At 64.8% G+C, this 26,818-nt stretch carries 34 protein-coding genes; 18 read left to right on the top strand and 16 right to left on the bottom strand.

Going from position 1 to position 26,818, the window contains the following annotated elements:
* Window positions 1–2: 2 nt before the first annotated feature.
* Together V6B08_RS03590 and V6B08_RS03585 are read right to left on the bottom strand one after the other, a co-directional pair.
* Window positions 3–1,733 carry an adenylate/guanylate cyclase domain-containing protein gene (locus tag V6B08_RS03590; protein ID WP_341978189.1) on the bottom strand — a complete coding sequence of 577 codons (1,731 nt, stop codon included), beginning with the start codon at window positions 1,731–1,733 and terminating at the stop codon, window positions 3–5.
* An 85-nt stretch (window positions 1,734–1,818) separates the two neighbouring features.
* A complete protein-coding gene (locus V6B08_RS03585; protein WP_341978187.1) occupies window positions 1,819–2,238 on the bottom strand; it encodes a hypothetical protein in 420 nt (139 codons plus the stop codon).
* A gap of 174 nt (window positions 2,239–2,412) precedes the next feature.
* Between V6B08_RS03585 and V6B08_RS03580 the strand changes: the two genes are divergently transcribed.
* Window positions 2,413–3,900: a multicopper oxidase family protein gene (locus tag V6B08_RS03580; RefSeq protein WP_341978184.1), complete on the top strand. Its 1,488-nt coding sequence runs from the start codon at window positions 2,413–2,415 to the stop codon at window positions 3,898–3,900.
* A gap of 45 nt (window positions 3,901–3,945) precedes the next feature.
* Here the strand turns inward: V6B08_RS03580 and V6B08_RS03575 are convergent, their stop codons facing one another.
* Entirely contained in the window at window positions 3,946–4,260 is a 315-nt protein-coding gene (locus V6B08_RS03575; RefSeq protein WP_341978182.1) for a DUF1476 domain-containing protein, read from the bottom strand.
* A 211-nt stretch (window positions 4,261–4,471) separates the two neighbouring features.
* Between V6B08_RS03575 and purC the strand changes: the two genes are divergently transcribed.
* The 11 genes from purC (at window position 4,472) to V6B08_RS03520 (ending at window position 12,131) form a co-directional block, all read left to right on the top strand.
* A complete protein-coding gene (gene purC / locus V6B08_RS03570) occupies window positions 4,472–5,236 on the top strand; it encodes a phosphoribosylaminoimidazolesuccinocarboxamide synthase (protein WP_341978180.1) in 765 nt (254 codons plus the stop codon).
* A 79-nt stretch (window positions 5,237–5,315) separates the two neighbouring features.
* The gene (gene purS, locus V6B08_RS03565; RefSeq protein WP_341978178.1) at window positions 5,316–5,570 is read left to right on the top strand and encodes a phosphoribosylformylglycinamidine synthase subunit PurS; all 255 of its coding nucleotides are present in this window, start codon (window positions 5,316–5,318) and stop codon (window positions 5,568–5,570) included.
* 46 nt (window positions 5,571–5,616) lie between these two features.
* Window positions 5,617–6,309, top strand: coding sequence for a phosphoribosylformylglycinamidine synthase subunit PurQ (gene purQ / locus V6B08_RS03560; protein WP_341978176.1), 693 nt, complete (start codon window positions 5,617–5,619; stop codon window positions 6,307–6,309).
* A 23-nt stretch (window positions 6,310–6,332) separates the two neighbouring features.
* Window positions 6,333–8,510 carry a phosphoribosylformylglycinamidine synthase subunit PurL gene (purL, locus tag V6B08_RS03555; protein ID WP_341981576.1) on the top strand — a complete coding sequence of 726 codons (2,178 nt, stop codon included), beginning with the start codon at window positions 6,333–6,335 and terminating at the stop codon, window positions 8,508–8,510.
* A 27-nt stretch (window positions 8,511–8,537) separates the two neighbouring features.
* The gene (locus tag V6B08_RS03550; protein ID WP_341978174.1) at window positions 8,538–8,768 is read left to right on the top strand and encodes a BolA family protein; all 231 of its coding nucleotides are present in this window, start codon (window positions 8,538–8,540) and stop codon (window positions 8,766–8,768) included.
* Between the two features lie 17 nt (window positions 8,769–8,785).
* Window positions 8,786–9,124: a Grx4 family monothiol glutaredoxin gene (grxD, locus tag V6B08_RS03545; RefSeq protein WP_341978172.1), complete on the top strand. Its 339-nt coding sequence runs from the start codon at window positions 8,786–8,788 to the stop codon at window positions 9,122–9,124.
* 9 nt (window positions 9,125–9,133) lie between these two features.
* Window positions 9,134–9,547: a VOC family protein gene (locus V6B08_RS03540; RefSeq protein WP_341978170.1), complete on the top strand. Its 414-nt coding sequence runs from the start codon at window positions 9,134–9,136 to the stop codon at window positions 9,545–9,547.
* A gap of 36 nt (window positions 9,548–9,583) precedes the next feature.
* Complete coding sequence (locus V6B08_RS03535; protein ID WP_341978169.1) at window positions 9,584–9,997, top strand: ketosteroid isomerase-related protein; 414 nt, start codon at window positions 9,584–9,586, stop codon at window positions 9,995–9,997.
* 16 nt (window positions 9,998–10,013) lie between these two features.
* Window positions 10,014–10,610 (top strand): GNAT family N-acetyltransferase, encoded by a 597-nt coding sequence (locus V6B08_RS03530; RefSeq protein ID WP_341978167.1) that lies wholly within the window; start codon window positions 10,014–10,016, stop codon window positions 10,608–10,610.
* Window positions 10,607–11,515 carry a carbon-nitrogen hydrolase family protein gene (locus V6B08_RS03525; protein WP_341978165.1) on the top strand — a complete coding sequence of 303 codons (909 nt, stop codon included), beginning with the start codon at window positions 10,607–10,609 and terminating at the stop codon, window positions 11,513–11,515. Before V6B08_RS03530 ends, V6B08_RS03525 begins: the two co-directional genes overlap by 4 nt.
* A 76-nt stretch (window positions 11,516–11,591) precedes the next feature.
* Window positions 11,592–12,131 (top strand): protoglobin domain-containing protein, encoded by a 540-nt coding sequence (locus tag V6B08_RS03520; protein ID WP_341978163.1) that lies wholly within the window; start codon window positions 11,592–11,594, stop codon window positions 12,129–12,131.
* A gap of 59 nt (window positions 12,132–12,190) precedes the next feature.
* Here the strand turns inward: V6B08_RS03520 and V6B08_RS03515 are convergent, their stop codons facing one another.
* The gene (locus V6B08_RS03515; protein WP_341978161.1) at window positions 12,191–12,772 is read right to left on the bottom strand and encodes a flavodoxin family protein; all 582 of its coding nucleotides are present in this window, start codon (window positions 12,770–12,772) and stop codon (window positions 12,191–12,193) included.
* Window positions 12,773–12,895: 123 nt separating this feature from the next.
* On the opposite strand from V6B08_RS03515, the gene V6B08_RS03510 reads away from it, so the two are divergent.
* A complete protein-coding gene (locus V6B08_RS03510) occupies window positions 12,896–13,312 on the top strand; it encodes a winged helix-turn-helix transcriptional regulator (RefSeq protein WP_341978159.1) in 417 nt (138 codons plus the stop codon).
* 75 nt (window positions 13,313–13,387) lie between these two features.
* Here V6B08_RS03510 and rpsD read toward each other — a convergent pair whose 3' ends face one another.
* A complete protein-coding gene (gene rpsD / locus V6B08_RS03505; RefSeq protein ID WP_341978157.1) occupies window positions 13,388–14,002 on the bottom strand; it encodes a 30S ribosomal protein S4 in 615 nt (204 codons plus the stop codon).
* Window positions 14,003–14,399: 397 nt separating this feature from the next.
* Between rpsD and V6B08_RS03500 the strand changes: the two genes are divergently transcribed.
* The 3 genes from V6B08_RS03500 to V6B08_RS03490 all read left to right on the top strand — a co-directional run bounded on the left by V6B08_RS03500 (window position 14,400) and on the right by V6B08_RS03490 (window position 17,817).
* Window positions 14,400–16,532, top strand: a complete 2,133-nt coding sequence (locus V6B08_RS03500) for a HAMP domain-containing methyl-accepting chemotaxis protein (RefSeq protein ID WP_341978155.1) — start codon at window positions 14,400–14,402, stop codon at window positions 16,530–16,532.
* Window positions 16,533–16,618: 86 nt separating this feature from the next.
* Window positions 16,619–17,383 (top strand): creatininase family protein, encoded by a 765-nt coding sequence (locus tag V6B08_RS03495; protein WP_341978153.1) that lies wholly within the window; start codon window positions 16,619–16,621, stop codon window positions 17,381–17,383.
* 254 nt (window positions 17,384–17,637) lie between these two features.
* On the top strand, window positions 17,638–17,817 hold the full coding sequence (locus V6B08_RS03490; protein WP_341978151.1) for a hypothetical protein: 180 nt from the start codon (window positions 17,638–17,640) through the stop codon (window positions 17,815–17,817).
* A 245-nt stretch (window positions 17,818–18,062) separates the two neighbouring features.
* On the opposite strand, the gene V6B08_RS03485 is transcribed toward V6B08_RS03490, so the two are convergent.
* From V6B08_RS03485 to hisB, 8 genes are read right to left on the bottom strand one after another with little or no spacing between them, the layout of a single operon-like run.
* Entirely contained in the window at window positions 18,063–18,434 is a 372-nt protein-coding gene (locus tag V6B08_RS03485) for an HIT domain-containing protein (protein WP_341978149.1), read from the bottom strand.
* Between the two features lie 31 nt (window positions 18,435–18,465).
* The gene (locus tag V6B08_RS03480) at window positions 18,466–18,807 is read right to left on the bottom strand and encodes a phosphoribosyl-ATP diphosphatase (protein ID WP_341978147.1); all 342 of its coding nucleotides are present in this window, start codon (window positions 18,805–18,807) and stop codon (window positions 18,466–18,468) included.
* A 25-nt stretch (window positions 18,808–18,832) separates the two neighbouring features.
* Window positions 18,833–19,597, bottom strand: coding sequence for an imidazole glycerol phosphate synthase subunit HisF (gene hisF, locus V6B08_RS03475; protein WP_341978145.1), 765 nt, complete (start codon window positions 19,595–19,597; stop codon window positions 18,833–18,835).
* Window positions 19,594–20,328, bottom strand: a complete 735-nt coding sequence (gene hisA / locus V6B08_RS03470) for a 1-(5-phosphoribosyl)-5-[(5-phosphoribosylamino)methylideneamino]imidazole-4-carboxamide isomerase (RefSeq protein ID WP_341978143.1) — start codon at window positions 20,326–20,328, stop codon at window positions 19,594–19,596. The genes hisF and hisA overlap by 4 nt, the downstream gene beginning before the upstream one ends.
* Entirely contained in the window at window positions 20,325–20,855 is a 531-nt protein-coding gene (locus V6B08_RS03465) for a GNAT family N-acetyltransferase (RefSeq protein ID WP_341978140.1), read from the bottom strand. Before V6B08_RS03465 ends, hisA begins: the two co-directional genes overlap by 4 nt.
* Window positions 20,852–21,493, bottom strand: a complete 642-nt coding sequence (hisH, locus tag V6B08_RS03460) for an imidazole glycerol phosphate synthase subunit HisH (RefSeq protein WP_341978138.1) — start codon at window positions 21,491–21,493, stop codon at window positions 20,852–20,854. Before hisH ends, V6B08_RS03465 begins: the two co-directional genes overlap by 4 nt.
* 1 nt (window position 21,494) lies before the next feature.
* The gene (locus V6B08_RS03455; protein ID WP_341978137.1) at window positions 21,495–21,959 is read right to left on the bottom strand and encodes a DUF2628 domain-containing protein; all 465 of its coding nucleotides are present in this window, start codon (window positions 21,957–21,959) and stop codon (window positions 21,495–21,497) included.
* A gap of 7 nt (window positions 21,960–21,966) precedes the next feature.
* On the bottom strand, window positions 21,967–22,560 hold the full coding sequence (gene hisB / locus V6B08_RS03450) for an imidazoleglycerol-phosphate dehydratase HisB (RefSeq protein ID WP_341978135.1): 594 nt from the start codon (window positions 22,558–22,560) through the stop codon (window positions 21,967–21,969).
* A gap of 454 nt (window positions 22,561–23,014) precedes the next feature.
* Between hisB and V6B08_RS03445 the strand changes: the two genes are divergently transcribed.
* Window positions 23,015–23,485, top strand: a complete 471-nt coding sequence (locus V6B08_RS03445; protein ID WP_341978133.1) for a helix-turn-helix domain-containing protein — start codon at window positions 23,015–23,017, stop codon at window positions 23,483–23,485.
* A 245-nt stretch (window positions 23,486–23,730) separates the two neighbouring features.
* Entirely contained in the window at window positions 23,731–24,831 is a 1,101-nt protein-coding gene (locus V6B08_RS03440) for an autotransporter outer membrane beta-barrel domain-containing protein (RefSeq protein ID WP_341978131.1), read from the top strand.
* Window positions 24,832–24,946: 115 nt separating this feature from the next.
* Here the strand turns inward: V6B08_RS03440 and V6B08_RS03435 are convergent, their stop codons facing one another.
* The 3 genes from V6B08_RS03435 to V6B08_RS03425 all read right to left on the bottom strand — a co-directional run bounded on the left by V6B08_RS03435 (window position 24,947) and on the right by V6B08_RS03425 (window position 26,635).
* A complete protein-coding gene (locus V6B08_RS03435; protein ID WP_341978129.1) occupies window positions 24,947–25,165 on the bottom strand; it encodes a hypothetical protein in 219 nt (72 codons plus the stop codon).
* A 163-nt stretch (window positions 25,166–25,328) separates the two neighbouring features.
* Window positions 25,329–25,538 (bottom strand): cold-shock protein, encoded by a 210-nt coding sequence (locus V6B08_RS03430; RefSeq protein ID WP_341978127.1) that lies wholly within the window; start codon window positions 25,536–25,538, stop codon window positions 25,329–25,331.
* Window positions 25,539–25,771: 233 nt separating this feature from the next.
* Window positions 25,772–26,635, bottom strand: a complete 864-nt coding sequence (locus tag V6B08_RS03425; protein ID WP_341978125.1) for a hypothetical protein — start codon at window positions 26,633–26,635, stop codon at window positions 25,772–25,774.
* Between the last annotated feature and the right edge of the window lie 183 nt (window positions 26,636–26,818).

Genomic DNA, 26,818 nt, shown 5'->3' with positions numbered 1-26,818 from the left:
GCTTACTGCCGCGCCAGCCGCTCGCGCACGAATACCTGCAAAGCCTCGCTCTTGCCCCGCAAGGTCACGGTTTCCTCGCGCCAGCCCTGGGCCTCAAGGTCGGCCGGGCTGAGACCGGCGCGCTGCGTCACTTCCGCCGACACCACCAGTTCGGCGGCGAAATCCTTGGTGGCGCTTTCCAGCCGGCTGGCGGTGTTCACCGCATCGCCCACGGCGGTCAGGCCGGTGGCGCGGCCATGGCCCATCTCGCCGACGATGACACGGCCGCAATGGATGCCGATGCCGATACGCAAAAGCTCCGGCGCCTCCCGGTTCACCTGCCCCAGCGAGGCGCGCAGCGTCTCGTTCAACTGCGCCAGGGCGCGGCCCATGGCATCGGCAGCGACGAGCGCCTGGCGGCAGGCATCGGCCGGCGTGTTCTCGAGGCCGAACAAAGCCATCACGCCGTCGCCGATGAACTTGTCGAGCCGGCCGCCGGAAGCTTCCACCGCTTCGCCCATGGCCTTGAAATACTGATTCAGCACGAACACCACGTCGAACGGCAGCCGCGCCTCGGAGAATTGCGTGAAGCCGCGCAGGTCGCAGAACAGGATGGCGATGCGCCGTTCCGAGCCCTGCGCCAGCGCGGTCATGCCGCCGCCATAGGCGGCGCGCGGCCCGGCGCCGGCCGGCAGCAGTGGCACCACGGTAAGGTCGCCGCGTGGCGTCACCTGGCAGGCCAGCCGCACGCCCGGCGGTGCCGCGATGCGTTCCAGCACCGCCGCCTCGCTGTCGGATGGCGGCGGCAGCATTGCCATGCCGGGGCCAGACAGTTTTACCCGACAAGTCGAGCAGCGGCCCTGGCCGCCGCAGACGGCGGCATGAGGAAAGCCGATGGCGCGGCTGGCTTCCAGCAGGCTGAGGCTGCCGGCATTACCGCGCCAATGGCGGCCACCGGGATAGGTCAGGGTCACTTCGCCATGGCGGCGGCGGATCAGCCCCCACAGCACACGGCCAAGCAGGGCGGCGAGCAGCAGCCCGGCGGAACCCATCTGGCCCCATTCGGCGACGCGATAGGCAGCGGCCACCGCCGCCTCGCCGGGATAATTCAGGCTGTCGATGAAGGCCGCGTACCAGTCCGGGTCGCGCAGCATGAAGCGCACGGCGCGGCCCATGGAGAGATAGCCGAGCATGGCGCAGGCCGGCAGCAGCAAAGCGGCGGCGAATAGCAGCGGCCATAGCCGCTCGAAGGCCGGCTTCAGCCGCAGCCAGTAATACACGCCGATGCAGCCATGGCCCCAGGCGATCAGCAGCATCAGGTTCTGGCGCAGGCCGAGCAGCGGATCCTGCACGAACAAAGTGGTCATCAGCGCGGCATAGCTGTCGTTGAAACCGTGGCTGGCGGCCAGGCCACGGGTGCCGACGATATGCAGGATGACCAGCGGCGGCAGGCAGAGACCGAGCAGCAATTGCGTCCAGGCCTGCCAGGGCAGGCCGCGGTAATGGCCGCGCCGCAGCCAGTTGAACAACGCCAGCAGCGGATGCAGCAGGAAAGCCGTGTAAAGCACCAGGGTGCCGAGCGGGTTGCGCCACAGCGCCTTGAACCACACCGCGCCGGCTTCCGCCGCATCGAGCGCGATCAGGCCGAGCGCGTGGTTGAGCAGATGGGTGCCGAGGAAGGTGAACAGCACCAGGCCGCTGAGCAGCTTCAGCCGCCCATAAGCCCCCTCGACTTTGCCTGCCGCCCTGGTCATGCGCCAAGTCTAGGCGATGCCACCGGCCCTGCCCATGGCCGGACTCCAGGGATGTAGGATGCCTCACGCAAGGGTGTGAGGCCGCTCAACCCTGTGGCGGCCGGGAAGGCGCCACCCAGGCCAGGAAGATGGCGATTTCCTCTTCCGTGTAGCCGAGCAGGCGGCCGGTATCGATATCGTCCTGCTCGGTGGCCGGGCGCAGCTTCGAGTGGATCGCCTCGTCGATGGCTTGCAGCGCGTCGATCCGCCATTCCTCGCCGGGCAGGGCGTAATAGACGCTGATGGCATCAAAGCTGCCCGGGTTGGCCTCGAACACCACGCGTTTGATGATGCGGCCGGCCTGGACATGCGGCTCAAAATCATCCTCCGGGATGATCCACCGCGCCACCACGGCATCGGAAAACCTCGCCGCTGGCTTGCTGCCGGCCAGCATCAGTTCCAGTTCGCGCAATTCATGCGGCCCGACGCCCGGCGGCAGGTCGGGAGCATCTGTCTCGTCGGTCATGCCATCCTCATAACCATGGCGGCAGAATAGGTGCTGGTCATGGAGTCGCCAAGGCCATTGAAACCCCAGCCGCCGCGCCGGACAAGCACCCTTCTGATGCTGGGCAACCTTCCCATGCTGGAGCGTCGGCATGCCGCAGCCGCGTCCGGCGCGCGGCGATGCTATAATGGCCTTATGCAAACCCGCCGCGACATCCTGCGCCATGGTTCAGTCGGCCTGCTGACGTTGGCCGCCGCGCCGCTGCTGGCCCAGGCCCAGGCCCAGGAAGGCAGCGTGCGGCGCTATCGTCTGATCGCGCAGGAAGTCAGCCGGCGCCTGCTGGGCGAAGACCGGCCGGAAACGCCGCTTTGGGCCTATAACGGGATGCTGCCCGGCCCGCCGCTGCAGGCCCGCCAGGGCGAGATCCTGGAAGTGGAAGTGGAAAACCGGCTGCCGCAGCCGACCACGGTGCATTGGCATGGCATCCGCCTGCCGCTCGCCATGGATGGCGTACCTGGCCTGAGCCAGGAACCGATCGCGCCGGGCGGCAGCTTCACCTACCGCTTCACCCTGCCCGATGCCGGCACCTACTGGTATCACCCGCACTGGGCTTCGTCGGAACAGGTCGGGCGCGGCCTGTATGGCGCCCTGGTGGTCGCCGAGGCCAAAGACTATGCCGGGGCCGACCGCGAAATGGTCTGGGTGTTGAGCGACCTGCGGCTGGATGCCCAGGCCCGTATCGTTGGCGGTTTCAGCAACCCGATGGATGCCAGCCATGGCGGCCGCCTGGGCAACACCGCCCTGCTGAACGGCGAACTGGCACGCAGCGTGGCGCTGGCGGCTGGCGAGCGGCTTCGCCTGCGGCTGCTGAACACCGCCAATGCCCGCATTTTTTCACTGCGATTCCAAGGGCATAACCCGTGGCTGGTGGCGCTGGACGGCCATCCCGTGCCGCCCCGCCGGCTGGCCGATGACGAAGCCACCCTGCTCGGCCCCGGCATGCGCGCCGACCTGATCCTGGATGCCACCGGCAAGCCCGGCGAACGCTTTGCCGTCAACGATATCGACCAGGATGGCCGCGGCTACCGCCTGCTCCACCTGGATTATGCAGCGGCTGCGGTATCGTCGCGGGCGGGTTTCGGCGGCCCGGTGCGCCCGTTGCCGCCCAATCCGGTGGCGGAGCCCGACCTGGCCCGCGCCGAGCGGCTGGAGCTGAGCATGGCCGGCGGCGCCATGGGCCAGATTGCGGAGGCCAGCGTGCATGGCCACAGGATGAGCCTGCGCGATGCCTTCCGCCAGCATGGCGTCGCCTGGACCTTCAACGGCCAGGCGATGCCCAGCCCGGAACGGAACGGTCTTGAACGGAATGGCCTGCAACAGGCCAGCCATGCCGGCCTTGGCGCGCCGCTTTTTGACCTGAAACTTGGCCGCAGCTACATCCTGGCCGTGCGCAACGATACGGTCTGGCCGCATCCGCTGCATCTGCATGGCCATGCTTTCCGGCTGCTGAGCCGCAACGGCCGGCCAGAGCCGGCGCGGCCCTTTCACGACACGGTGCTGATACAGCCGGGCGAAATCGCGGAACTGGCCTTCGTCGCCGACAATCCCGGCGACTGGATGCTCCATTGTCACATCCTGGAGCACCAGGCCGCCGGCATGATGGCGGTGGTACGGGTAGCCTGAAGCCGCCCGCCCAAATCTCGCGCGAAACTTTAAGTTTTTAAGGACTTAGCCGGTGATCTGCTTGCGGGCTTCGTCGGCCAGCTCAACCAGCTTGTTGCGCACGCGGTGTTCCGAGACGTCGGCCTTGCCCTTGAGGTCGGCCAGCACCTTGCGGATCACGTCCTCGTCGCCGGCTTCCTCGAAATCGGCCGCCACCACGTCCTTGGCATACTTTTCCGCCGCGTCGCCGGCCAGCCCGAGATGCTCGGCGACCCACAGGCCGAGCAGCTTGTTGCGCCGCGCGGTGATCTTGAACGCGGTTTCCTGGTCGTGGGCGTGCTTCTTCTCGAAAGCGTCCTTGCGGTCGTCAAAACTGGTCATAATCCGGGCTCTCCGTCTCTTCGGGCGGGCGTCGGGTTTATATAGGGGCTGGGGTGCCGGGGCTGCAAGGCCCGGGGACAAGTCATGCTGCCGCAGGGGCGCCGGAAATTGGCAGCAAACTCTTGTCCCCGGTGCATTGCGGCGGCGGGGCTTTGGCGGTATCTATCCGGCCTAACGCTCCCCTTTTATCCAACAACCGAACGGGTGGTCCATGACCCGCCGCAGACAGGTTTACGAGGGCAAGGCCAAGGTCCTGTTCGAGGGTCCCGAGCCGGGCACTCTGGTGCAGTATTTCAAAGACGACGCCACCGCCTTCAACAATAAGAAGAAGGGCACGATCACCGGCAAGGGCGTGCTCAACAACCGCATCTCGGAATACCTGATGACGCGGCTGGGCGAAGTGGGCATCCCGACGCATTTCCTGCGCCGGCTGAACATGCGCGAGCAGCTCATCAAGGAAGTCGAGATCGTGCCGCTGGAAGTGGTGGTGCGCAATGTCGCCGCCGGTTCGCTGGCGACCCGGCTCGGCGTTGCCGAGGGCACCACGCTGCCGCGTTCCATCGTCGAGTTCTATTACAAGAATGACGAACTCGGCGACCCGATGGTGTCGGAAGAGCATATCACCTGCTTCGGCTGGGCCAGCCCGCAGGAAATCGACGAGATGATGCATCTGGCGCTGCGGGTGAACGATTTCCTCACCGGCCTGTTCCTCGGCATCGGTATCCGCCTGGTGGATTTCAAGCTGGAATTCGGCCGCTGGTGGCAGGGCGAGGACATGCGCATCATCCTGGCCGACGAGATCAGCCCGGATTCCGCGCGGCTGTGGGACGTCAAGACCAACGAGAAGATGGACAAGGACCGCTTCCGCCGCGATCTCGGCAATGTCGCCGAGGCCTACCAGGAAGTGGCGCGCCGCCTCGGCATCCTGCTGGAAGGCGGACCCCGCGACATCAAGGGGCCTGAGACCATGCAGTAACCGGCGTGCCAACGCCGTGCAGACCAGCGGCGGCCAAAGCTACCGGCCGCCGCAACTTTTTCTAAAGGATGGGAAACGAATGAAAGCCCGCGTCCATGTTAGCCTGAAGAACGGCGTGCTTGATCCCCAGGGCCGCGCCATCGGCCAGGCCTTGCACAGCCTCGGCTTCCAGGGCGTCACCGAGGTGCGCCAGGGCAAGCTGATCGAGCTGGATATCGGCGAGCCGCTGAAGAGCAAGCCCAAGGCCGAGATTGAGGCCGCGGTGAAGGACATGGCGCAGAAGCTGCTCGCCAACACCGTGATCGAGAATTACTCGGTCGAACTGATCGGCTGAGGCCGCCTCCGCGCGAGCGGGTGCTTTTTTTCGAGGAGTGCAGGGCATGAAAGCCGGCATCGTCGTCTTCCCCGGGTCCAACCGCGACCGCGACATGAAAATAGCGCTGACCAAGGCCGCCAACGGCAAGGCGCCGCTGGAAATCTGGCATGGTGACGCCGATTTCCCGAAGCTGGACCTGATCGTGCTGCCGGGCGGCTTCTCCTACGGCGATTACCTGCGCTGCGGCGCCATGGCGGCGCATTCGCCGGCCATGCGCGAGGTGAAGAAGCGCGCCGAACAGGGCACCCGCATCCTGGCGGTGTGCAACGGTTTCCAGATCGCCTGCGAGGCCGGGCTGCTGCCGGGCGTGCTGATGAGCAATGCCGGCCTGAAGTTCATATGCAAGGACGTCTACCTGCGCATCGAGACCACCAACAGCGTGTTCACCAATGCCTACCGCCAGGGCCAGACCATCCGCGTGCCGGTGGCGCACCATGACGGCAACTACAATGCCGATGCCGACACCGTGAAGCGGCTGGAAGACGAAGACCGCGTTGCTTTCCGCTATGCCGATGCCCTGGGCAATGTGGCGCCGGAAACCAACCTCAATGGTTCGGTGAAGAACATCGCCGGCATCTACAACAAGGAACGCAACGTGCTGGGCCTGATGCCGCATCCGGAAAACGCCACCGACCCGACCTGCGGCGGCATGGATGGCTTCGGCCTGTTCAAGGGATTGGCGGAGAAGTTGTCGTGAGCAAGACCTACCCCAAGGACCTGATGGGCCTGAAGCCCGATGAATATGACCGCGTGCTCGAGATCATGGGCCGCGAGCCGAACCAGGTCGAACTCGGCATCTTCTCGGTGATGTGGTCGGAGCATTGCTCCTACAAATCCTCGAAGAAGTGGCTCAAGACCCTGCCGACCAAGGCGCCCTGGGTGATCTGCGGCCCGGGCGAGAATGCCGGCGTGATCGATATCGGCGATGGCGATGCCGCCATCTTCAAGATGGAAAGCCACAACCATCCCTCCTTCATCGAGCCCTACCAGGGTGCGGCGACCGGTGTCGGCGGCATCCTGCGCGATGTGTTCACCATGGGCGCGCGGCCCGTCGCCAACCTGAACGCGCTGCGCTTCGGCGCGCCGGAGCATCCCAAGACCCGCCACCTGGTGGCCGGCGTGGTGCATGGCATCGGCGGCTACGGCAATTGCGTCGGCGTGCCGACCGTGGCCGGCGAAGTGAATTTCCATCCCAGCTACAACGGCAACATCCTGGTCAATGCCATGACCGTGGGCCTCGCCAAGCAGGACAAGATCTTCTATTCCGCCGCCGCCGGCCTCGGCAATCCGGTGGTCTATGTCGGTTCCAAGACCGGCCGCGACGGCATCCATGGCGCCACCATGGCGTCTGCCGAATTCACGGATGATTCGGAAGAAAAGCGGCCTACAGTACAAGTCGGCGATCCCTTCACCGAGAAGCTGCTGATCGAAGCCTGCCTCGAACTGATGGCCACCGATGCCATCGTCGCGATCCAGGACATGGGCGCGGCGGGCCTCACCTCGTCGTCGTTCGAGATGGCCTCCAAGGGCGGCATGGGCATCAATGTCGATCTCGACAAGGTGCCGGCGCGCGAGACCGGCATGACGCCGTTCGAATTCATGCTCTCCGAATCCCAGGAGCGCATGCTGATCATCCTCAAGCCGGGCAGCGAGCCGCAGGCCGAGGCGATCTTCAAGAAGTGGGAACTGGATTTCGCGGTGATCGGGCATCTCACCGATACCGGTCGCATGGTGCTGCGCTTCAACGGCGAAGTGGTCGGTGATCTGCCGATTGATCCTCTTGCTCAGGCTTCGCCTGAATATGACAGGCCGTGGGTGCCGACACCGAAGCGCGATGCCCTCGGCCCGGTGAACCACCCCCTGACCATGACGGCGGCTTTGGCCAAGATCATCGGCTCGCCCGATATGGCATCTCGGCGCTGGATCTGGGAGCAGTATGACCATCTGGTGCGCGGCGACACGGCGCAGATTCCCGGAGGGGATGCAGCGGTCGTGCGGGTGCAGGACCATCCGAAGAAGGCGCTGGCGATGAGCGTGGATTGCACGCCGCGCTACTGCTTCGCCGACCCGGTCGAGGGCGGCAAGCAGGCGGTGGCCGAGACCTGGCGCAACATCACCGCCGTCGGCGCCCGGCCGCTGGCGATCACCGACAACATGAATTTCGGCAACCCGGAACGGCCCGACATCATGGGGCAGTTTGTGGGCGCCGTGCAGGGCATCCGCGAGGCCTGCCTGGCGCTGGATTACCCGGTCGTATCGGGCAACGTGTCGCTCTACAACGAGACCAACGGCAAGGGCATCCTGCCGACCCCGGCCATCGGCGGCGTCGGCGTGCTGGACGACGTGGCGACCATGGCCACCCTGGCCTTCAAGCTGCCCGGCGAAGCGGTGATCCTGCTGGGTGAGACGAAAGGCCATTTGGGCCAGTCGATCTATCTGCGCGAAATATTGGGCCGCGAAGACGGCCCGCCGCCGCCGGTCGACCTGACCGCCGAGCGCCGCAACGGCGACTTCGTCCGCGCCCAGATCAGCGCCGGCACGCTCTCGGCGGTGCATGACCTCTCCGATGGCGGCCTGCTGCCGGCCCTGGCCGAAATGGGCCTGGCTTCCGGCATCGGCGCCAGCATTGAATTGCCGGCCAATAATGCTACAGGGGGCGACGCCTTTGGCGCGGCTTTCGGCGAGGATCAGGCCCGCTATATCGTCACCTGCCCGGTTGCGGCGGCGGAAACCCTGCTGCTTGCTGCCAAAGCGGCCGGCGTGCCGGCGCGGCGGATCGGCCTCACCGGGGGGGCGGAATTGACTATTGCCGGCCATGGCGCCATATCCTTGGCCGACCTGCGCAAACGCCATGAAGGCTGGTTGCCGGCCTACATGGACGCCCAGGCTGCAGAGTAAAGTGGCGGCGGAATAAGGGATTACCCGATGGCAATGGATGCCAGTGAAATCGAGCGCATGATCAAGGAAGCCCTGCCCGATGCGGTGGTGCGGATCGACGACCTGCGCGGTGATGGCGACCATTACGCCGCCACCGTCACCTCCGCCGCCTTCGCCGGCCTGAGCCGCGTGAAGCAGCACCAGCTTGTCTACGCCGCCCTGAAGGGCCGCATGGGCGGCCAGCTTCATGCGCTGGCGCTCACCACCCAGACTCCTTAAGCGAGAGGATTGCCCCGATGACCGACGCGACCGTTGCCGAACGCATCAAGCAGGACATCACCGACAACGACATCGTGCTTTTCATGAAGGGCACGCCGGTCTTCCCGCAATGCGGCTTTTCCGCCGTGGTGGTGCAGGTGCTCTCCCACCTGGGCGTGAAGTTCAAGGGCGTGGACGTGCTGTCCGATCCCTCGATCCGCCAGGGCATCAAGGAATTCTCCGACTGGCCGACGATCCCGCAGCTCTACGTGAAGGGCGAATTCGTCGGCGGCTGCGACATCGTGCGCGAGATGTACCAGTCCGGCGAGCTGCAGCAGCTGCTGGAGCAGAAGGGCATCGCCTACCAGAACGCCTGAGGCGCGGCGATGGCCGCGCCCCGGCCGTTCAGCCTGCGCGGCATCGACCATATCGTGCTGCGCAGCGCCGATCCGGCCCGCCTGATCGCCTTCTATATCGAGGTGGTCGGCTGCACGCTGGAACACGAGCAGCCGAAGCTTGGCCTGACGCACTTACGTGCCGGTGGCCAGCTTATCGACATTGTCGATGCCAATGGACCGCTGAAGAAAGCCGGCGACCAGCCAGTGCATCAGCCCGGCCGCAACCTCGAGCATCTCTGCCTGCGCATAGAGCCGTTTGATGAGGCGGCGCTGACCCGCCATCTTGCCGCCCATGGCATCAGTACCGATCCGGCGCGCAATCGTTTCGGCAATGACGGCGAAGGCCCGTCGCTGTATTTCCCCGATCCCGACGGCAACACGATAGAATTCAAGGGCGGCTGAACGCCGCCGCAAAATACAACAGGAGTGCTTGCCGCCATGACCGCTGCCGCCACCAAGGCCCTGATCGCCGAGTATTACGCCGCCTTCAACGCGCTGGATTTCGACCGCTTCCTCGGCCTGCTGACGGACGACGTGGTGCATGACATCAACCAGGGTGGCCGCGAAGTGGGCCGCGAGGCCTTCCGCGCCTTCCTCAAGCGCATGGACCGCAGCTATGCCGAGCAGATCGTCGAGATCAGCATCAGCGTGAATGACGACGGCAGCCGCGCCGCCGCCGAATTCATCGTGCTCGGCACCTACAAGGCCACCGATGAAGGCCTGCCGGAAGCGACGGGCCAGACATACCGCCTGCCGGCCGGCGCCTTCTTCGAAGTGAAGGGGGGCAAGGTCGCGCGCATCACCAACTACTACAATCTTCAGGACTGGCTGCGCCAGGTCGGCGCGGCTTAAGGAAGGGCATCGGGCCATGGCCGCGATCCGCGTCGAGCGCCTGCATGGCGAACAACTGCTGACCCGGCTGGATGATCTGGCTCGGCTGCGCATCACGGTGTTCCGCGACTGGCCCTATCTCTACGAAGGCGACATCAGCTACGAGCGCCAGTATCTCGAACGCTATGCCCGCGCGAAGACCGGCACCATCGTGGTGGCATTGGACGGCGAGCAGGCTGTAGGCGCCGCCACGGCCCTGGCGCTGGAAGAGGAAGTGGATTACGTGCAGGCGCCATTCCTGGCCGCCGGCATGGACGTGAAGCCGATTTTCTATTTCGGCGAATCCGTGCTGCTGAAGCAGTATCGCGGCCACGGCATCGGCGTCGGCTTCTTCAACGAACGCGAGGCCGCCGCGCGCCGCTTTGCTAAACGCATCTGCTGTTTCTGCGGCGTGCAGCGCCCGGCCGATCATCCGATGAAGCCGGCCGACTATGTGCCGCTCGATGCCTTCTGGACCAAGCGTGGCTATTCGAAGCGCCCCGACCTGGTATCGAGTTTTTCCTGGACCGATATCGGCGATACCGCCCAGACCGCGAAGCCAATGGTCTACTGGATGCGGGAATTGCCGGCATGACCAGACTGCGCATCGCCTGCTCGCAATATCCCATCGGCCAGTTCGCCGATCTCGCCGCCTGGGAAGCCAAGCTCGAGGCCTGGGTGGCGGAGGCGGCGCAAGCCGGTGCCAAGCTGTTGCTGTTCCCGGAATATGGCGCGATGGAACTGGCCTCGCTGCTGTCGCCTGAATTGCAGGCCGACCTGCTGGGCCAGATCGCGGCGATGCAGGACCTGCTGCCCGCCTATCTCGCCAAGCATGCCGAACTGGCGCGGCAACACCGCGTCACCATCGTCGCGTCGAGCTTTCCGGTGCGCCTGGCAGAAAACGGCTTCGTCAACCGCGCCCATGTGTTTGCGCCCGATGGCCGCCTAGCCTGGCAGGACAAGCGCCAGATGACGCGCTTCGAGCGCGAGGAATGGATCATCCAGAGCGGCACGGGGCTGCAGGTCTTCGATACCGGGCTCGGCTGCCGCTTCGGCATCGCGGTCTGCTACGACGTGGAATTCCCGCTGATCACCCGCGCCCTGGCGGAAGCCGGCGCCGACCTGGTGCTGGCGCCGTCCTGCACCGACACCCTGGCCGGGCTGCACCGCGTGCATGTCGGCGCCCGCGCCCGGGCGCTGGAAAACCAGATCTACCTCGCCGTGGCACAGACCGTGGGCGAGGCGCGCTGGTCACCAGCGGTGGACATCAATCGCGGCCAGGCCGGCATCTATGCCACGCCGGATCGCGGCTTCCCCGATGACGGCGTGCTGGCGCTGGGCGAGACCGACAAGCCGGGCTGGACCTACGCGACACTGGATATCGCCGCCCTGGCGGCGGCACGCGCCAATGCCCAGGTATTCACCCGCCGCGACTGGACGACTCAGGCCGCGCCGGACCTGACCGTAACGACGGCCGCTTTCGCGCCAATTAAAAACTGAAGGTAGTATTATCTGGATTCTTTATTCCAGAGATAGTCATCGCTGTGTATACTCTGCTCATGCCGGGGGGTGAGGCATGAGCGATAACAACGAGACAAATAAAGCCTGGGGCCAGGCTGTCGGCGACCTAGCCGACAAGGTGAACTTGCCACAGCGTCTGCTGCGTTTCGGGATCACGCCGCTGACCCGCGACAACCTGCGCCTGGTGCGACCGATCCTGCAATTTCACCTGAACGGCATCACCAGCCGCTTCTACGACTTCGTGCAGCGGTTTCCTGAAGGCAAGGCGATCCTGGCGAAGCATGACACCGTGAAGCTGCGCCATCGCCAGCAGTCGCATTGGGAAATGGTGTTTGATTGCCGCTTCGACCATGACTATCTGACCAATGCGCTCGCCATCGGCCATGCGCATTATCGCGCCAAGGTGCCGCCACCGCTTTACATGGCCGGCTATAATTTCTTTCTCGGCGACCTGCTGCGCCTGGTTGCCACCGAGTACAAGGGCAGCGACATGGCCGCCGCCGCTGCTTCGATCACGCGGGTGGTGAATCTCGACATGTCGCTGGCGCTCACGGCTTTCATGGTCGACAGCCTCTTGCGCGGCGAGACGATCTGAGGCGGCGGAAACCCGCGCCACCCGAGGCGGCGCGGGCTGTTTGCGTTAGGCTGCCTGCTTCAGGCAGCTTGCTTCAGGGGGGCGCGCAACTTGGCCTGCTCGGCGACGCGCTGGCCGAGATGGCGCGCGGTGGCGAGGTCGGACTTCGACGGCCCCTTGTCCGGGCCCTCATCGGCATTCGACTGCGCCAGCGCGCCGAGGAAGCCGCCGAGGCGGTTGAGGTCATCGGGGCTGCCCTTGGAATTGTTGTTGCCCGGCAGCAGGCCGAGGCTGACCCAGATCATGCCATGCTGCGCCGCATAGGTGGCGAGCTGCACCAGGGTGTTGAACTTGTCGCCCGACTGCGAGGCGGAATTGGTGAAGCCGGCGGCGAACTTGTCCTTCCAGGCCTGGCCGAACCAGGCTTTCGACGACCAGTCCATGAAGGTTTTGAACGGCGCCGAAACCGAGCCCATATAGGTTGGCGCGCCGAAGATGATGGCATCGGCGGCATTCAGCGCCGCCTCGTTGGCCTCGGCTTCCGCCACCGGCACCAGCAGCGCCTTGGCGCCCGGTACGGCGTTGACGCCTTCCGCCACGGCTTCGGCCTGGCGTTGGGTGTGGCCGTAACCACTATGATAAACAATGGCAATCGCCGTCATGACGGGCTCTCCTAGGAGTCTTTTGCTAAGTTAGTTACTCGAAGTAACCGACATTGACATAGCAAGCACGGAGGAATAGTAAAGTAGGTACCTTTTAGTAACTAGGTAAGGAAGCGGTAAGCCATGCCCCTGGCCCAGCGCATTACATCCAAGCAGCTTCAAGACGCGCATAAATTTGCGCCCGAAAAGGATGCCAGCGACCGACTGGCCTGCCCGATGGACCAGTTGCTGCGGCTGCTGATGGGGCCGTGGACCACCTACATTCTCTGGGTCTTGCGCAACGAGGGCCCGACCCGCTTCGGCGCCTTGAAGCGCCTGGTGCCGGGCGTTTCGGCCAAGGTGCTGACCGAGCGGCTGCGCATGCTGGAACAGCATGGCCTGATCACCCGCAGCTACGCGGCGACGATCCCGCCGCAGGTCACCTACAGCCTGGCCAGGCGCGGCGAGGAATTGAACGGCGTGCTGCAGACCCTGGCCGACATCGCCATCCGCTGGCGCCAGGAAGAGGATGCCGAACAAGCCGCGAAGGCGGCGGAGTAACACAAGCAAGCCCGCAACAAAAAAGGCCGCCCGGTGGGCGGCCTTTTCGTTTGGACTGCGAACAGCCCGGAAGGATTAGCGCGAGTAGAACTCGACCACGAGGTTCGGTTCCATCTTCACCGGATAGGGCACGTCGGCGAGCAGCGGCACGCGGGTGAAGGTGCCGCGCAGCTTGGCCTTGTCCATGTCGATGTAATCGGGCACATCGCGCTCGGTGGAGGCCAGGGCTTCCTGCACCACCACCATGTCCTTGGCCTTGCCACGGACTTCGATCACGTCACCGACCTTGATCTGCATCGAGGCGATGGTGCAGCGGCGGCCGTTGACCAGCACGTGGCCGTGGTTGATGAACTGGCGCGCGGCGAACACGGTCGGCACCAGCTTCATGCGGTAGACCACGGCGTCGAGACGGCGCTCGAGCAGGCCGATCAAGTTCTCCGAGGTATCGCCACGACGGCGGATCGCCTCGAAATAGGCGCGGCGGAACTGCTTCTCGGTGATGTTGCCGTAGTAGCCCTTGAGACGCTGCTTGGCCATGAGCTGCACGCCGTAATCGGTCGGCTTCTTGCGCTTCTGGCCATGCTGACCCGGCGGATAGGCGCGCTTGTTGATCGGGCTCTTGGCGCGGCCCCACAGGTTCTCGTTCAGGCGGCGGTTAATCTTGTACTTGGACTCAAGACGTTTGGTCATAGGTGATCCTGATCGGCGCATGGGCGGACGGCAGCCACGACGACCCGTTCCATGCAAGGAATGCCAATCGCCCCGCTTGAGGGGAGCGGGGAGGGCGGGCGCATCATAAGGATTGAAGACCCGCCGTCAAGGCCGGATTCGGTGGTCCCGGCTGGCAAGCCTACCTGTCGGGTCGTCGCTGCTATCCTCCACAAGTGGACATGGTCAACACCTACACAACTCCCACTAAGCCCTTGATCAACAAGAATTTATGATATTGACCTGGACTTGCATCTGGTGAGCGGACACATAATTTCAACTCAGACCTGTGCTTTAAACGCAGGCCTATGAACCAGCGCGCCATGCCGGGTGGTCTGCCGCTAGAGGTAAGAAACAGGCTTTTGCAGGGGTAAGGGACATGCTGTCTTTCAGCAATTGGCGAATTCTCTACAAAGTCATGGCCCTGGTGCTGCTGATGGCAGCCGCATCCGCAACGCTCGGGCTGATAGCCCTGAACGGGCTGGAAAAGCTCACCCTTATAGAAGAGCAAACCGCCGAGGCCGGCGCCCTGGCCACCACAGCGGCGCGCGCCGGGCAGAATATGCTGCGCCTGAGCCGTGGCGAATTCCGGGTGGCAGCGCAGCCAACGCCGGAAAACCTGCAGGCAATCGGCCAGCGGGTGCAGGAGGAGGAAAAGGCCTTCCGCGAACGCCTGGCCGAACTGAAGAAGAAGGCTGACCCTGAACAAGCCAAGCTGCTGGCGGAAATCGACACGCATTACCAGGCCTATAGCCGCGAACTGGCCGGCACGTTCAGCAAGGCGCGCGATCTGATCGGCAAGGTATCCCCAGCCGAGGCGCAAGCGGCCTTGGTCGCCGAGGCCTCCGCCAGCGTGTTGTATGCCGACCGTTTCGAGCTGCCGCTGCGCCAGTTCATCATCTATTCCGATGAAAAAGCCGCGCGGCTTAACGCGGAGGCGCATGTGCTTGCCGATGCAGCCCGCCGCACCATGATCATCGCCGCTGGCATTACCATCCTGGCCAGCCTGGTGATCGGCCTACTGATCGGACGCGCGGGCATCTCCGGCCCGATCGGCCGTGCGGTGCAGAATCTGCGCGACCTCGCCGCCGGCCGGGTTGATGTTGATATTTTCGGCAATGGCCGGGGCGACGAGATCGGCGATGTCGCCGCCGCCATGCAGGTATTCAAGGACAACATCATCGAGAAGCAGCGCGCCGATGCCGCTCTTGCCGCCGAACGTGCCGAGGCCGACCGCCAGCGTGCGGAGCGCGAGGCGCGCGAGGCCAAGGCAGCCGCCGAAATCGCCGATCTCTGCGGCCGCGTCGTCGCCGGCGACCTCGACAGCAGGCTCGACACCACCGACAAAGACGGCTTCCTGCTGCGCCTGAGCCAGCAGCTCAACGAACTCTCAGCCACGCTCGGCACCATGATGCGAGAACTGGACGGCGTGATGGGCGGCCTGGCGCGCGGCGATCTGTCCAACAACATCACGGGCAATTACCAGGGCGTGTTCGGCCGCCTGAAAGACAGCACCAACACCACCGGCGACACGCTGCGCCAGCTTGCCCGCCGCCTCAACGAGACCGCGCACCAGGTGCAGAATGCCTCGGCCGAAATCTCCACCGGCAGCCAGGATCTGGCGCAACGCACCGAATCCCAGGCCGCCAGCCTGGAAGAGACCGCCGCCTCGATGCAGCAGATCACCACCACGGTGAAGCAGAATGCCGATAACGCCCAGGCGGCCAACCAGTTGAGCCAGACGGCGCGCAACACCGCCGAGCAGGGCGGCCGCGTGGTCGCCAGCACGGTGGAGGCGATGAGTGCCATCGAGCAGAGCGCGGGCAAGATTTCCGACATTGTCGGCCTGATCGACGAGATTGCCTTCCAGACCAACCTGCTCGCCCTCAATGCCAGCGTGGAAGCGGCCCGCGCCGGCGAAGCCGGCAAGGGCTTTGCCGTCGTGGCGCAGGAAGTGCGCGCGCTCGCCCAGCGCTCGGCCAATGCGTCGAAGGAAATCAAGGCGCTGATCAGCCAGTCCAATGCCCAGGTCAAGAACGGCGTCGGGCTGGCCAGCCAGGCCGGCAGCCAGCTCGGCGAGATCGTCGCCGCGATCAAGAAAGTGTCGGATATCGTCGCCGAAATCGCCGCCGCGTCCGCCGAACAGGCCACCGGGCTTGATCAGGTCAACACTGCCGTAGGCAACATGGACGAGATGACGCAGCGCAATTCCGCCCTGGTGGAAGAAACCTCGGCCGCCGCCCAGGCGCTGGCGGGCCAGGCCCGCGAACTCGCCGATGCGGTATCTTTCTTCAAGCTTGGCGGCAGCGATGCCCCGCGCCTCGCCGCCGCGCCGGTGGCAGCGAAGCCGGTGGCAGCGAAACCCGCTGCAACCAAGCCGGCGGCGATCAAACCGGCAGCTACCGCCAAGCCTGCACATCGGCCTGCGCCGGCAGCGAAGTCTGTGGCCATGGCCCCACCGCCGCCACCGCCCGCCGCTGGCGGCAATGACGACGACTGGAAGGAATTCTAGGCCCTAAACTCTCGACAGCCCCAAGCCCTCGACAACCGGAGAGGCGCCGCGTTGAATGCGGGTTCCTGAAAGAGTGAGGAATCCGCATGCTGCTGCATCTTTGCACCTGGGCCGAAGTCGATGCGCGGCTGGAAAGCTCGCGCGGCATCATCATCCCGATCGGTTCCACCGAGCAGCATGGCCCGAACGGCCTGATCGGCACCGATGCGATCTGCGCCGAAGTCTTCGCCAAGGCCGTGGGCGAGGCCGCCGACGCCCTGGTGGCGCCGACCATCGCGGTCGGCATGGCGCAGCACCATTTGGGCTTTTCCGGCTCGATGACGCTGCGGCCCTCCACCCTCATCGCGGTGATCCGCGACATGGTGCAATCGCTGCGCGTGCACGGCTTCGAGCGCTTTTTCTTCATCAACGGCCATGGCGGCAATGTCGCCACCGTCACCGCCGCCTTCTCGGAAATCTACGCCGAGGCCTCGCTGCAGCCGAAGTCGCTGCAGGCGGGCGGCGCCAACACACCCGGCATCCGCTGCGCCCTGCAGAACTGGTACGACACGGCGGCGGCGCGGCAGATGTCGCGCGAATTATACGGCAGCCAGGAAGGCAGCCATGCCACGCCGAGCGAGGTTTCGGTGACCTTCCATGCCTATCCGGAAGCGATCAAGCAGGCCGTGCTGGAGCCGACCGTGGCGCCGAGCGGGCGCTTCACCGACGCCGCCGATTACCGCCGCCGCTTCCCCGATGGCCGCATCGGCTCCAATCCCGGCCTGGCCAGCGCCGAGCATGGCAAGCGCATCATGGACGCCGTGGTGCCGGAACTGGCGGCTGCCTACCGCAGCTTCCTCACCGCCGCCTGATCTGCCCGAACCGCCGCCGCTTCTGAAACGCTGGCGCGTGCGCTGATCTGAGTCATGACACGCCGGCGCGTGCTGCACCTGCGTTGTCGCCTGAAATCCTGTGACGGCGGTAACATCCGCTAACAGAAATTTACCGCTTGCCCCGGAATCGCCTCATTGTGGTCATGGCCTTGCCGCGTGTGTGCGCTAATTCCCTCCGCACAGGAAGAGATGAGCACGGCCAGCAACTGGCTTGGCTGACAGAGGAGGCGGACATGGCCATGGACTTATACAGCGACGGCACCCTGCGTGAGCCGAGCCTCAAGGACATGCTGGCCGACCCGATCACCAAGGCGGTGATGCGGCGCGATGGCGTCGAGGAAACCAAGCTTGTCGCCCTGATGGCCCGCCAGCGCCAGAACCTGCTCGAACAGGGCCGCCTCGGCGGTAATTGAGCGGGCTAATTCTCAAACATGGATCGTCACCACCGCGAAAAGCGGGGGTTCCATTTCATCAAAAAATGGGATGCTGGCTTCCGCCAGCATGACACAAAAAAGATGCGTCACCCCCGCCGGGCCCTTCGGGCCTGTGCGCCCACGAACGCCGTATGGCGTTCGCGCGCTTACAGTGATCCGGGGGTCTCGGCCCGCGTGGCGAGAGATGCCCGCATCAAGTGCGGGCATGACGACGGCGTTGGTGCCTACTCGCCTTCGCGCTTCAGCATGCGGCCCAGCGTGCGGCCGCCGAAGATATGCATGTGCAGATGCGGCACTTCCTGGTTGGCATTGACGCCGCAATTGGACAACAGGCGGTAGCCGCCGGCATCGGCGCCGACGATCCGCGCCGTATCACCGATGGCCTTGACATAATCGGCCTGCTCTTCGGCGGAAGCGGCGGCCGAGAAATGGTCGAAATCGGCATAGGCGCCCTTCGGGATCACCAGCACATGCACCGGCGCCAGCGGGTTGATGTCATGGAAGGCCAGCGAATGCGCCGTCTCATGCACCTTCTTGCACGGAATCTCGCCGCGCAGGATGCGGGCGAAGACATTGTTGCTGTCATAGGCGGCCATGATTTCCTCCGGCTTGCTGGGGTTTTTTATCTTAGCTGGCGGGGCGGGATTTCTTCTCATCCACGCCGGAGCGGCCCTCGCGGCGCTGCAATTCGGCCCAGACTTCGGTTGGCGTGACGCCGCAATCGGCCCACAGCACCAGCAGGTGGAACAGCAGGTCGGCGCTCTCGCCGATCACCTCGTCGCGGTCGTTCAGCGCCGCGGCGGCGAGCGCGGTTTCCACCGCTTCCTCGCCCACCTTCTGCGCGATCTTGGCGCGGCCGCGCGAAAACAGCTTGGCGGTATGCGAGGTCGCCGGATCGCCGCCCTTGCGGCTGAGGATCAGGCCATAGAGCCGATCCAGCACCGCCACCGATTTTTCCGTCTCGCTCATCCCTACCCCTCAATCAGCCATGCGGCTATGCCAGGCGCATCGGCAGGCCCGCCGCCGCCATATGCGCCTTGGCTTCAGCGATACTGTATCGCCCGAAATGGAAAATCGAGGCTGCCAGCACCGCCGAGGCATGGCCCTGGCGCACGCCCTCGACGAAATGATCCAGGTTGCCGACGCCGCCCGAGGCGATCACCGGCACCCGCACGGCGTCCGACACGGCGCGGGTCAGTGCCAGATCAAAGCCCTTCTCGGTGCCGTCGCGGTCCATCGAGGTGAGCAGGATCTCGCCGGCGCCGTATTCCGCCATGCGCTGCGCCCACTCAACCGCATCCAGCCCGGTGCCGTTGCGGCCGCCATGGGTGAAGACTTCCCACTTGCCCGGCGCGGTGGCGCGGGCATCGATGGCGACGACGATGCACTGGCTGCCGAATTTCTCCGCCGCCTCGCGCACGAATTCCGGGCGGTTCACCGCCGCCGTATTGATCGAGGCCTTGTCGGCACCGGCCAGCAGCAGCTTGCGCACGTCTTCCACCGCGCGCACGCCGCCGCCGACGGTGAGCGGCATGAAGCAGCGTTCCGCCGTGCGCGCCACCACATCGAACAGCGTGTCGCGGGCATCGGATGACGCCGTGATGTCGAGGAAGGTCAGTTCATCGGCACCGGCGGCATCGTAGAGCGCGGCCTGCTCCACCGGATCGCCGGCATCGCGCAGGTTGACGAAATTGACGCCCTTGACGACGCGGCCGTCCTTGACGTCGAGGCAGGGGATGACGCGGACCTTGAGGCTCATGCTGCCGCCTTGAGTGCCGCCGCCGGATCGATGCGGCCGGCATAGAGGGCGCGGCCGAGGATGGCGCCGTCGATCGGCGCACCGCCATTCATCACACTGGCTGCCTTTAAACGCTCAATATCTTCCACGCCGGCGACTCCGCCGCTTGCTATCACCGGAATCGGCACGGCGCGGGCCAAGGCGGCGGTGGCTTCGACATTGACGCCTTTCAGCAAGCCATCGCGGTCGATATCGGTATAGACGATGGCGGCAACGCCGGCATCGACGAAACGCCGCGCCAGGTCGGCGGCTTCCAGTTCGCTCGCCTCGGCCCAGCCTTCGACGGCAACTTTGCCGCCGCGCGCATCGATGCCGACGACGACCTGGCCGGGCCAGCGCTTTGCAGCCCGTTTCACCAATTCCGGATCGCGCACTGCGATGGTGCCGAGGATGACGCGGCCGATACCGGCGGCGAGCCAGGCTTCAATCGTCGCTTCATCGCGGATGCCGCCGCCCAACTGGATCGGCAGGCTGATCGCCTGACGGATGGCGCGCACGGCTTCCGCATTCATCGGCTTGCCGGCGAAGGCACCATCGAGATCGACCAGATGCAGCCATTTGAAGCCGGCCGCCTCCCACGCCGCCGCTTGCGCGGCCGGATCGGTGTTGAACACCGTGGCGCGGGCCATGTCGCCCTGTTCCAGCCGCACGCAGGCGCCGTTCTTGAGATCAATCGCGGGATAGAGATTCATGGCACCAGCCGCTTGCTGTAGAAATAGCCCGGCACCGAGGCACCGTTGACCATGGCGTAATGCGGCTTCTCGCCCCAGCGCAGATAGCCGCAGGCCTCGGCGAGCTGTGTCGCCGCCACCTGGCTGGCGCGCATATCCGCATCCACCTGCACATAGCCCTGTTTCAGCGCCGCCGCCTCCACCGCCGCCAGCAGGCCGCGCGCCAGGCCATGGCCGCGTGCCCAGGGGGCAATGAAGAAGGTGGTGAGCTGCACCGCATGGGCCTGGGCTTCGTTATTCGGCGGCGGCCGCAGCAACTGCGTCGAGCCGACGATGGCGCCATCCAGCCGCGCCACGAACAGGTCGCGCTGCGGCATCAGCAGCACGCCGCGCCAGTATTTCTCCAGCACATGGCGCGAGGGCACGGCGAGCCAGCCGAAGCCGCTCCCATCGAGGATAGCTTTCTCGGCCGCCGAGCAGAGTTCGTCGATCTCATCCTCGCTGAGCGCGGTGAGCTGGTCGATGCGGGTGATCGGCTGCGTGTTCATGGTGTCCAGCGCAGGAAATTGGCGAGCAGGCGCAGGCCGGTGGCCTGGCTTTTCTCCGGATGGAATTGCGTGCCGACCATGTTGGCGCGGCCGAGCATCGCCGTCACCGCGCCGCCATACTCGACCTCGGCCAGCAGATCGCCGCGATCCGCCGGCGTGAAGGCATAGGAATGCACGAAATAGGCATGGTCGCCATCCTTGATGCCATCGAGCACCGGATGCGGCCGCAGCAGCTTCAACTGGTTCCAGCCCATATGCGGGATTTTCAGGGCGGGGTCGGCGGGCTGCATGATCTCGACGACACCGCCAATCCAGTCCAGGCCCTTATGCTCGCCATATTCGCGGCCCATGCTGGCCATGAGCTGCATGCCGACGCAGATGCCGAGGAACGGCTTCTTGCGTTCATGCACGTCGCGGTTCAACGCATCGATCATGCCCGGCAGGGCAGCGAGGCCGGCATAGCAATCGGCGAAGGCGCCGACACCGGGCAGCACGATGCGCTCGGCGGCTTCAACATCGGCGACCTTGTCGGTGACGCTCAAATCCAGCGGCAGCGCATTGTCGCGCGCCGCGCGCTCGATGGCCTTGGCGGCGGAGCGCAGGTTGCCGGAACCGTAATCAATCAACGCCACACGCATGTCAGATCAACCTCGGCAGGGCGGAGAACGATCCGCCCGTATTCATCGGTACTGATGGGGTAGCCACCGCGCTTGCCGGTGCCGCGACCGGGGCCCGATACGCGGCATCGCGGCGGTAGCGCAATTCGGCTTCCATCGCGTCCTGCGCCGCGACCACCGCCACCAGCTTCCAGCCCTGGCGTTCCAGCGTCCAGCGGCGCAGGCCGGCGGCGCTGCTGCCAAACAGATAGGCGATGGCGGCACCGATGGCCAGATCGGCGGGATCGGCGATGTCAATGATCTCCAGCAGCACGCCAAGCGGCAGCATCAGCAGCAGATAGCCGAGCAGGCCGAGCCAGAGCCGGTGCCAGAGCAGCCAGAATGGCGTGAACAAAGCCGCGCCCCAACTGAAGCGCGAGGCGATCAGCCGGATATCATCGCCGCCGGCGGTTGCTCCGGGACGCTCATGGACGGTGAAAAAAACCATTGCCGCCTCAGAGCGTACCCTTGGTGGAGGGGATGGCGTGCGGGCTGCGCGGATCGGCGCTGATCGCCTGGCGCAAGGCGCGGGCCAGCGCCTTGTAGCAGCTCTCGACGATATGGTGGTTATTCTCGCCGTAGAGATTTTCCACATGCAAGGTGAGGCCGGCATTTTGCGCGAAGGCCTGGAACCATTCCTTGAACAGCTCGGTATCGAAATCGCCGAGCTTCGGGCGGGTGAACGCCACCTTCCAGATCAAATAGGGCCGGTTCGAGGCATCGAGCGCCACGCGGGTCAGCGTCTCGTCCATCGGAATGGTCGCTTCGCCATAGCGCTGGATGCCGGCGCGGTCGCCCAAAGCCTGGGCAACGCATTGCCCAATGGCGATGCCGGTATCCTCGGTGATGTGGTGGAAATCGATATGGGTGTCGCCCTTGGCCTTGACCTCAAGGTCGATCAGGCTGTGGCGGGAAAGCTGTTCCAGCATATGATCGAGAAAGCCGACCCCGGTCGACACGGCATATTTGCCGGTGCCGTCGAGATTGAGGCTCACCGCGATCTCGGTTTCCTTGGTCTTGCGCGCCACGCTGGCCTTGCGCTCGGCCATGCTGCTCTCCTTAAGGCTCCGGTTTAGGCGCCGGGGGGCCCCGCCTGGTCGCCGGGCCCGTTCGCTCGCCGCGCGGTATAGCAGGAAGTACTCCTGCCTGCCAGCACGCACTTGCGGGGCCGCCGGGCAGCGGAAACCCAGGAAACAGCGTGCCGCAGGCTGCCTGCGACCTGTCGCCGCAGCGGAAAATATCCGACTGTTATTAATCGCTTATGACGAGGGTGTGACCGAATTTTTAGGTTCCGCCAGGTTGCGGTTGGACTAGGATGCCCCCATCTAAACTACAGCAACAGTTGCAGTAACCGGGTGGTTATTACAGCCCTCGGTCGCGAATCCGGTACCGCCGCCCGCCTGGCGATACGGGATGACCCGGCAGCCGAAGCTGACTACTGTCCCGTCCCGTTGCCGGCTCCTGCCCCGGTAATGGCTCACCCTCAGGAGTGGAGGCAAGACCATGATGCGCAAACCGAACCCCTATGATGCCCATGTCGGCGCCCGGCTGCGGGCCTGCCGCACGCTGGCCGGTTTCAGCCAGGAGCGCCTCGGCAATGCCGTGAGCCTGAGCTTTCAGCAGATTCAGAAATACGAAAAGGGCCTGAACCGCATCGGCGCCAGCCGGCTGCAGCAATTCGCCCAGATCCTGAACGTGCCGCCGTCCTATTTCTTTGAGGATATGCCGGGCATCGACCAACAGGCCAGCACCGGCGGCGAGGCGGCCGGCATCGGCGACATGGATGCCGAGCGTTCCTCTGTGTCGCGCCGCCAGGCGCTTGAGCTGGTGCGTAATTTCGGCCGCATCTCGGATGGCGTGGTGCGCGACCGCATCTTCCAGCTCATCAAGGCCGCTGCCCATTCCTATGGCGAGGGCGAGGCTGAAGAAGCCGAGGCGGCTGCCCCGGCACCGGCGCCGCTCGGCCACGACTGAGGCCCGGGAGCCATTTTCCCGGGGACCATGCCCAAGGACTGTTCCGGGCACCACTCCTGCGGGCCGGGGCCTCACCCCCGGCTGCTGGCCCGCACCGTTTCGTTAACGGTTTATTACCCTGATTATATTGACAGACTTTCGTAGAAAGGGACTTGACCGCCCCCCCGCCTTACCCGTAGCTATAGTATCAAGGTAAGCCGTCTGGCCAAGCAGTCCACGCTTGGTCGCAACTATTGGGGGATTTCGTGATCCGCAAGCTGATTCTTGGCATCGCTGCCACTGGTTTGATGGCTGGTGGCCTCTTCGCCACCGCGCCGGCTTTCGCCGCTTCTGACGTCAGCAATTCGGGTGCCGTTGCCAATCAGGCAGTTACCTCGGTGGTGGCGCCGATCGCCTCGGTCCAAACCGCTAGCCTGATCAGCGGCGCCATCAGTGGCGCCATCAGCGGCGGCATCGGCGGCGGCTTTATTGGCGGCGGCAGCGGCGGCGGCTTCAGCCCCAGCGGCGGCTTCAGCCCCAGCAGCGGCCCTCGTCCCATCTCGATGAACGGTCGCGACTCCGGTCGCGCCGCTGGTTCGGCGGACAAGAAGTTCGGCACCTGGATGCAGGGCAGCTATGCCTCGGTGGAGAACAGCCAGGCCGGCCTGCAGATGGATGGCAACGTCTACAACCTGGTCGGCGGCCTTGACTACAAGCTCACCGACCGCGCCCTGATCGGCGTTTCCCTGGGTTATGAGAACCTCGACCTCACCACCACGTTCAACAATGGCTCGACCAAGAGCGATGGTCTTTCGATCATCCCGTATGTTGGTTTCCAGCTGAACAACACCTGGAGCATCAGCGCTTCGGGCGGCTACGGCATGCTCAACTACGACGTGGTCCGCAACACCAACGTGCGCGGCTCGTATGATGCCGAGCGCTGGTTTGTTTCCGGCAACCTGAATGGCAGCTATGGCTTCGGCCGCTGGGCTGTGATGCCGACGCTGGGCGTGATGTATCTTGAAGAAAAGAGTGACGCCTACACTGAATCGACCGGCGGTGCGGTCGGCTCCAACACCTCCAAGCTGGGCCGCGTGACCTTCGGCGGCAATATCGGCTATGCCTTCGAGAAGGTGATGCCGTATGTGAAGCTGGTTGGCGAGTATGATTTCGAGAAGGACGCCCCGGTGGCCCTGGGCAACGGCACCTTCTCGAATGACGACAAGCTCGGCGCGCAGCTCGGCCTTGGCATCAACTTCTTCGGCTTGGGTAGTTTCTCCGGCAATGTGGAAGGCGCCTATCTCTCGGCTGGCCGCCAGGACCTTGACGTGTGGAGCGTCTCGGCCCGTCTCCGCGCCACCTTCTAAGCCAGACCTTCCGGCTTAAACGGCCGGCTTAAACAAAAGGGCCAGACCGCAAGGTCTGGCCCTTTTCGTTTGTGCGATTGCTGTTGTGCGAACGCCGTCCCTGTCGCGGGATGGCTTACTTCGCGGACCCGGCCAGCCTGTTCGCCAGCCTGACAGCCATTTGCTGCGTCTGTTCGCGGGCCAGCCGCGCAGCGCGCAGGCGCTCGGTCTTGGTCCGCATCGCCACCAGCTCGCTATCGATGATTTCCCTGGCGACTCTCGATGTCGTCTCCCGGGTCGACTCGGTGCGGGTCGGCTGCGGTTTGAAAAGTCTTGTCTTGGACGCGTGATCCATGGTCAGGCTCCTTCGCGGAAACAGATCGATAGAAAAACAAAAAGGCCGAGATGATCGGCCTTTTCATTCTGCTTAAACATCAGATGCGGCAGGCTCGCGACTTGCGTCACGGGCCCAGGAGAGATGCAGCCGGCCCGCGACTGGCGTCGCGGGCCTGGGCGCATCAAGCCGCCTGCAGGTTCTCAGCGGCGCTCTTGCCGTTGCGACGGTCGATAACGACCTCGAAATTGAGCTTCTGGCCTTCATTCAGGCTGCGCATGCCGGCGCGCTCGACGGCCGAGATGTGAACGAACACATCCGGCTGGCCATTTTCCTGCTGGATGAAGCCAAAGCCCTTGGTGGCGTTGAAAAACTTTACGGTTCCGGTGGTCATGACGATTTTCCTTTCAAATCGACGTGAGGGGTCGCCGTCTGACCGCGTGCCAGACGTTGCGACATATTCGACATTGGGAGGAGAGATCGTCAGGGAGCCGCAAGCTTATGGAGAAGCCGGGGCGCAGAAACAAAATTCGTCAACAAGATCGATGCAGTTTATATAGTGCGTATTGCGCACTATTACAAGGTCAATCTGAAATCGGCGCGGATTCAGGCGCCAACACGTTTGAATCAGGTGGCGAGATCGAACGGAATCGCCAGATCAAGTTTCAGCAGCGAGGTGCCGGTGAAGCGGGGCGCGCCGTCTTCGTCGCGCCACGGCAGCAGCAGGCGCTGGTAGCGGCGGCGGCGCGGGTCATGGTCCGGTGCCTCGACGATGGCATCGATGTCATCCAGCGTCGGGTTGCCCGTCTGCTCCACCGCTTCATAGGCACCGATGACCCATTGGCCATAGGCGCGATCGGGCTGTGCCGCCAGCGGCTGGCCGTTCAGGCGATCCATGATGAAACTGTCATAGAGCGTGAAATCCGTGCCGCTGCGCAGCACGTGCAATGCGTCGCGCTCAGCCGGGCGGCCGACCAGCACGGTGCGCTGCTCAAGCCCGCTTGAGCGCAGGAAATCCTGCACGCGGGCACCGAGCCGGCCACCCTGCTCGCGCCACAGCGCATAAAGCCTGGCAAGCGCCGGGCTGGCATGCCGCCGCCAGTCATCCACGGCATGGCCATGGCGGATGAACAGGTCGCGCTGGCGCGGTTCGCGCAAAGCCGCCAGTTGCCGCAGGCGGCCCGGCAGCAAAGCCGGGTCGGCATGCACTTCCTCGGTCCAGCCGGATGCGAAATAGACCAAAGCCACCGGACGGCCAGGCCGCGCTTCATGCAGCACCGGCTCCAGCGTCGCGATCTGTCGCTCGCTGACCATGCCGGCGCGGAATTGCAGGAAGCTGGCTTCCGGCTGATTGATCAGCCAGACATAGCCGAGATTGCGCAGAGCATAGGCCGGGATGTCGATATCGGCTTCATCGCGGCCGAATCTCGCCGCCAGGGCCAGGGACGGCCAGCGCCACCATTTGCCGGCCGGATCGATCAGATAGCTCATTCACGCCTCGCACGCGCACAAGCCGCGCTGAATCAGACTACGCCCGGCCACTGCGGCCAAGCAATCGCCGACCTCGCGGCGGGAACCGAAATATTTCCTTGATTCAGCAAGTTAGCGCGCGGGGGACTAGCGCGCCGGCGGTTTTCGCAACTTTCATGGGTAATCGTATATGCCGGCCCGGGA

Origin of the sequence: Ferrovibrio sp. MS7 (genome assembly GCF_038404985.1) — a bacterium.
GTDB classification, from domain to species: Bacteria; Pseudomonadota; Alphaproteobacteria; order Ferrovibrionales; family Ferrovibrionaceae; genus Ferrovibrio; species Ferrovibrio plantarum.
This window is presented reverse-complemented; position numbering and strand designations above follow the sequence as displayed.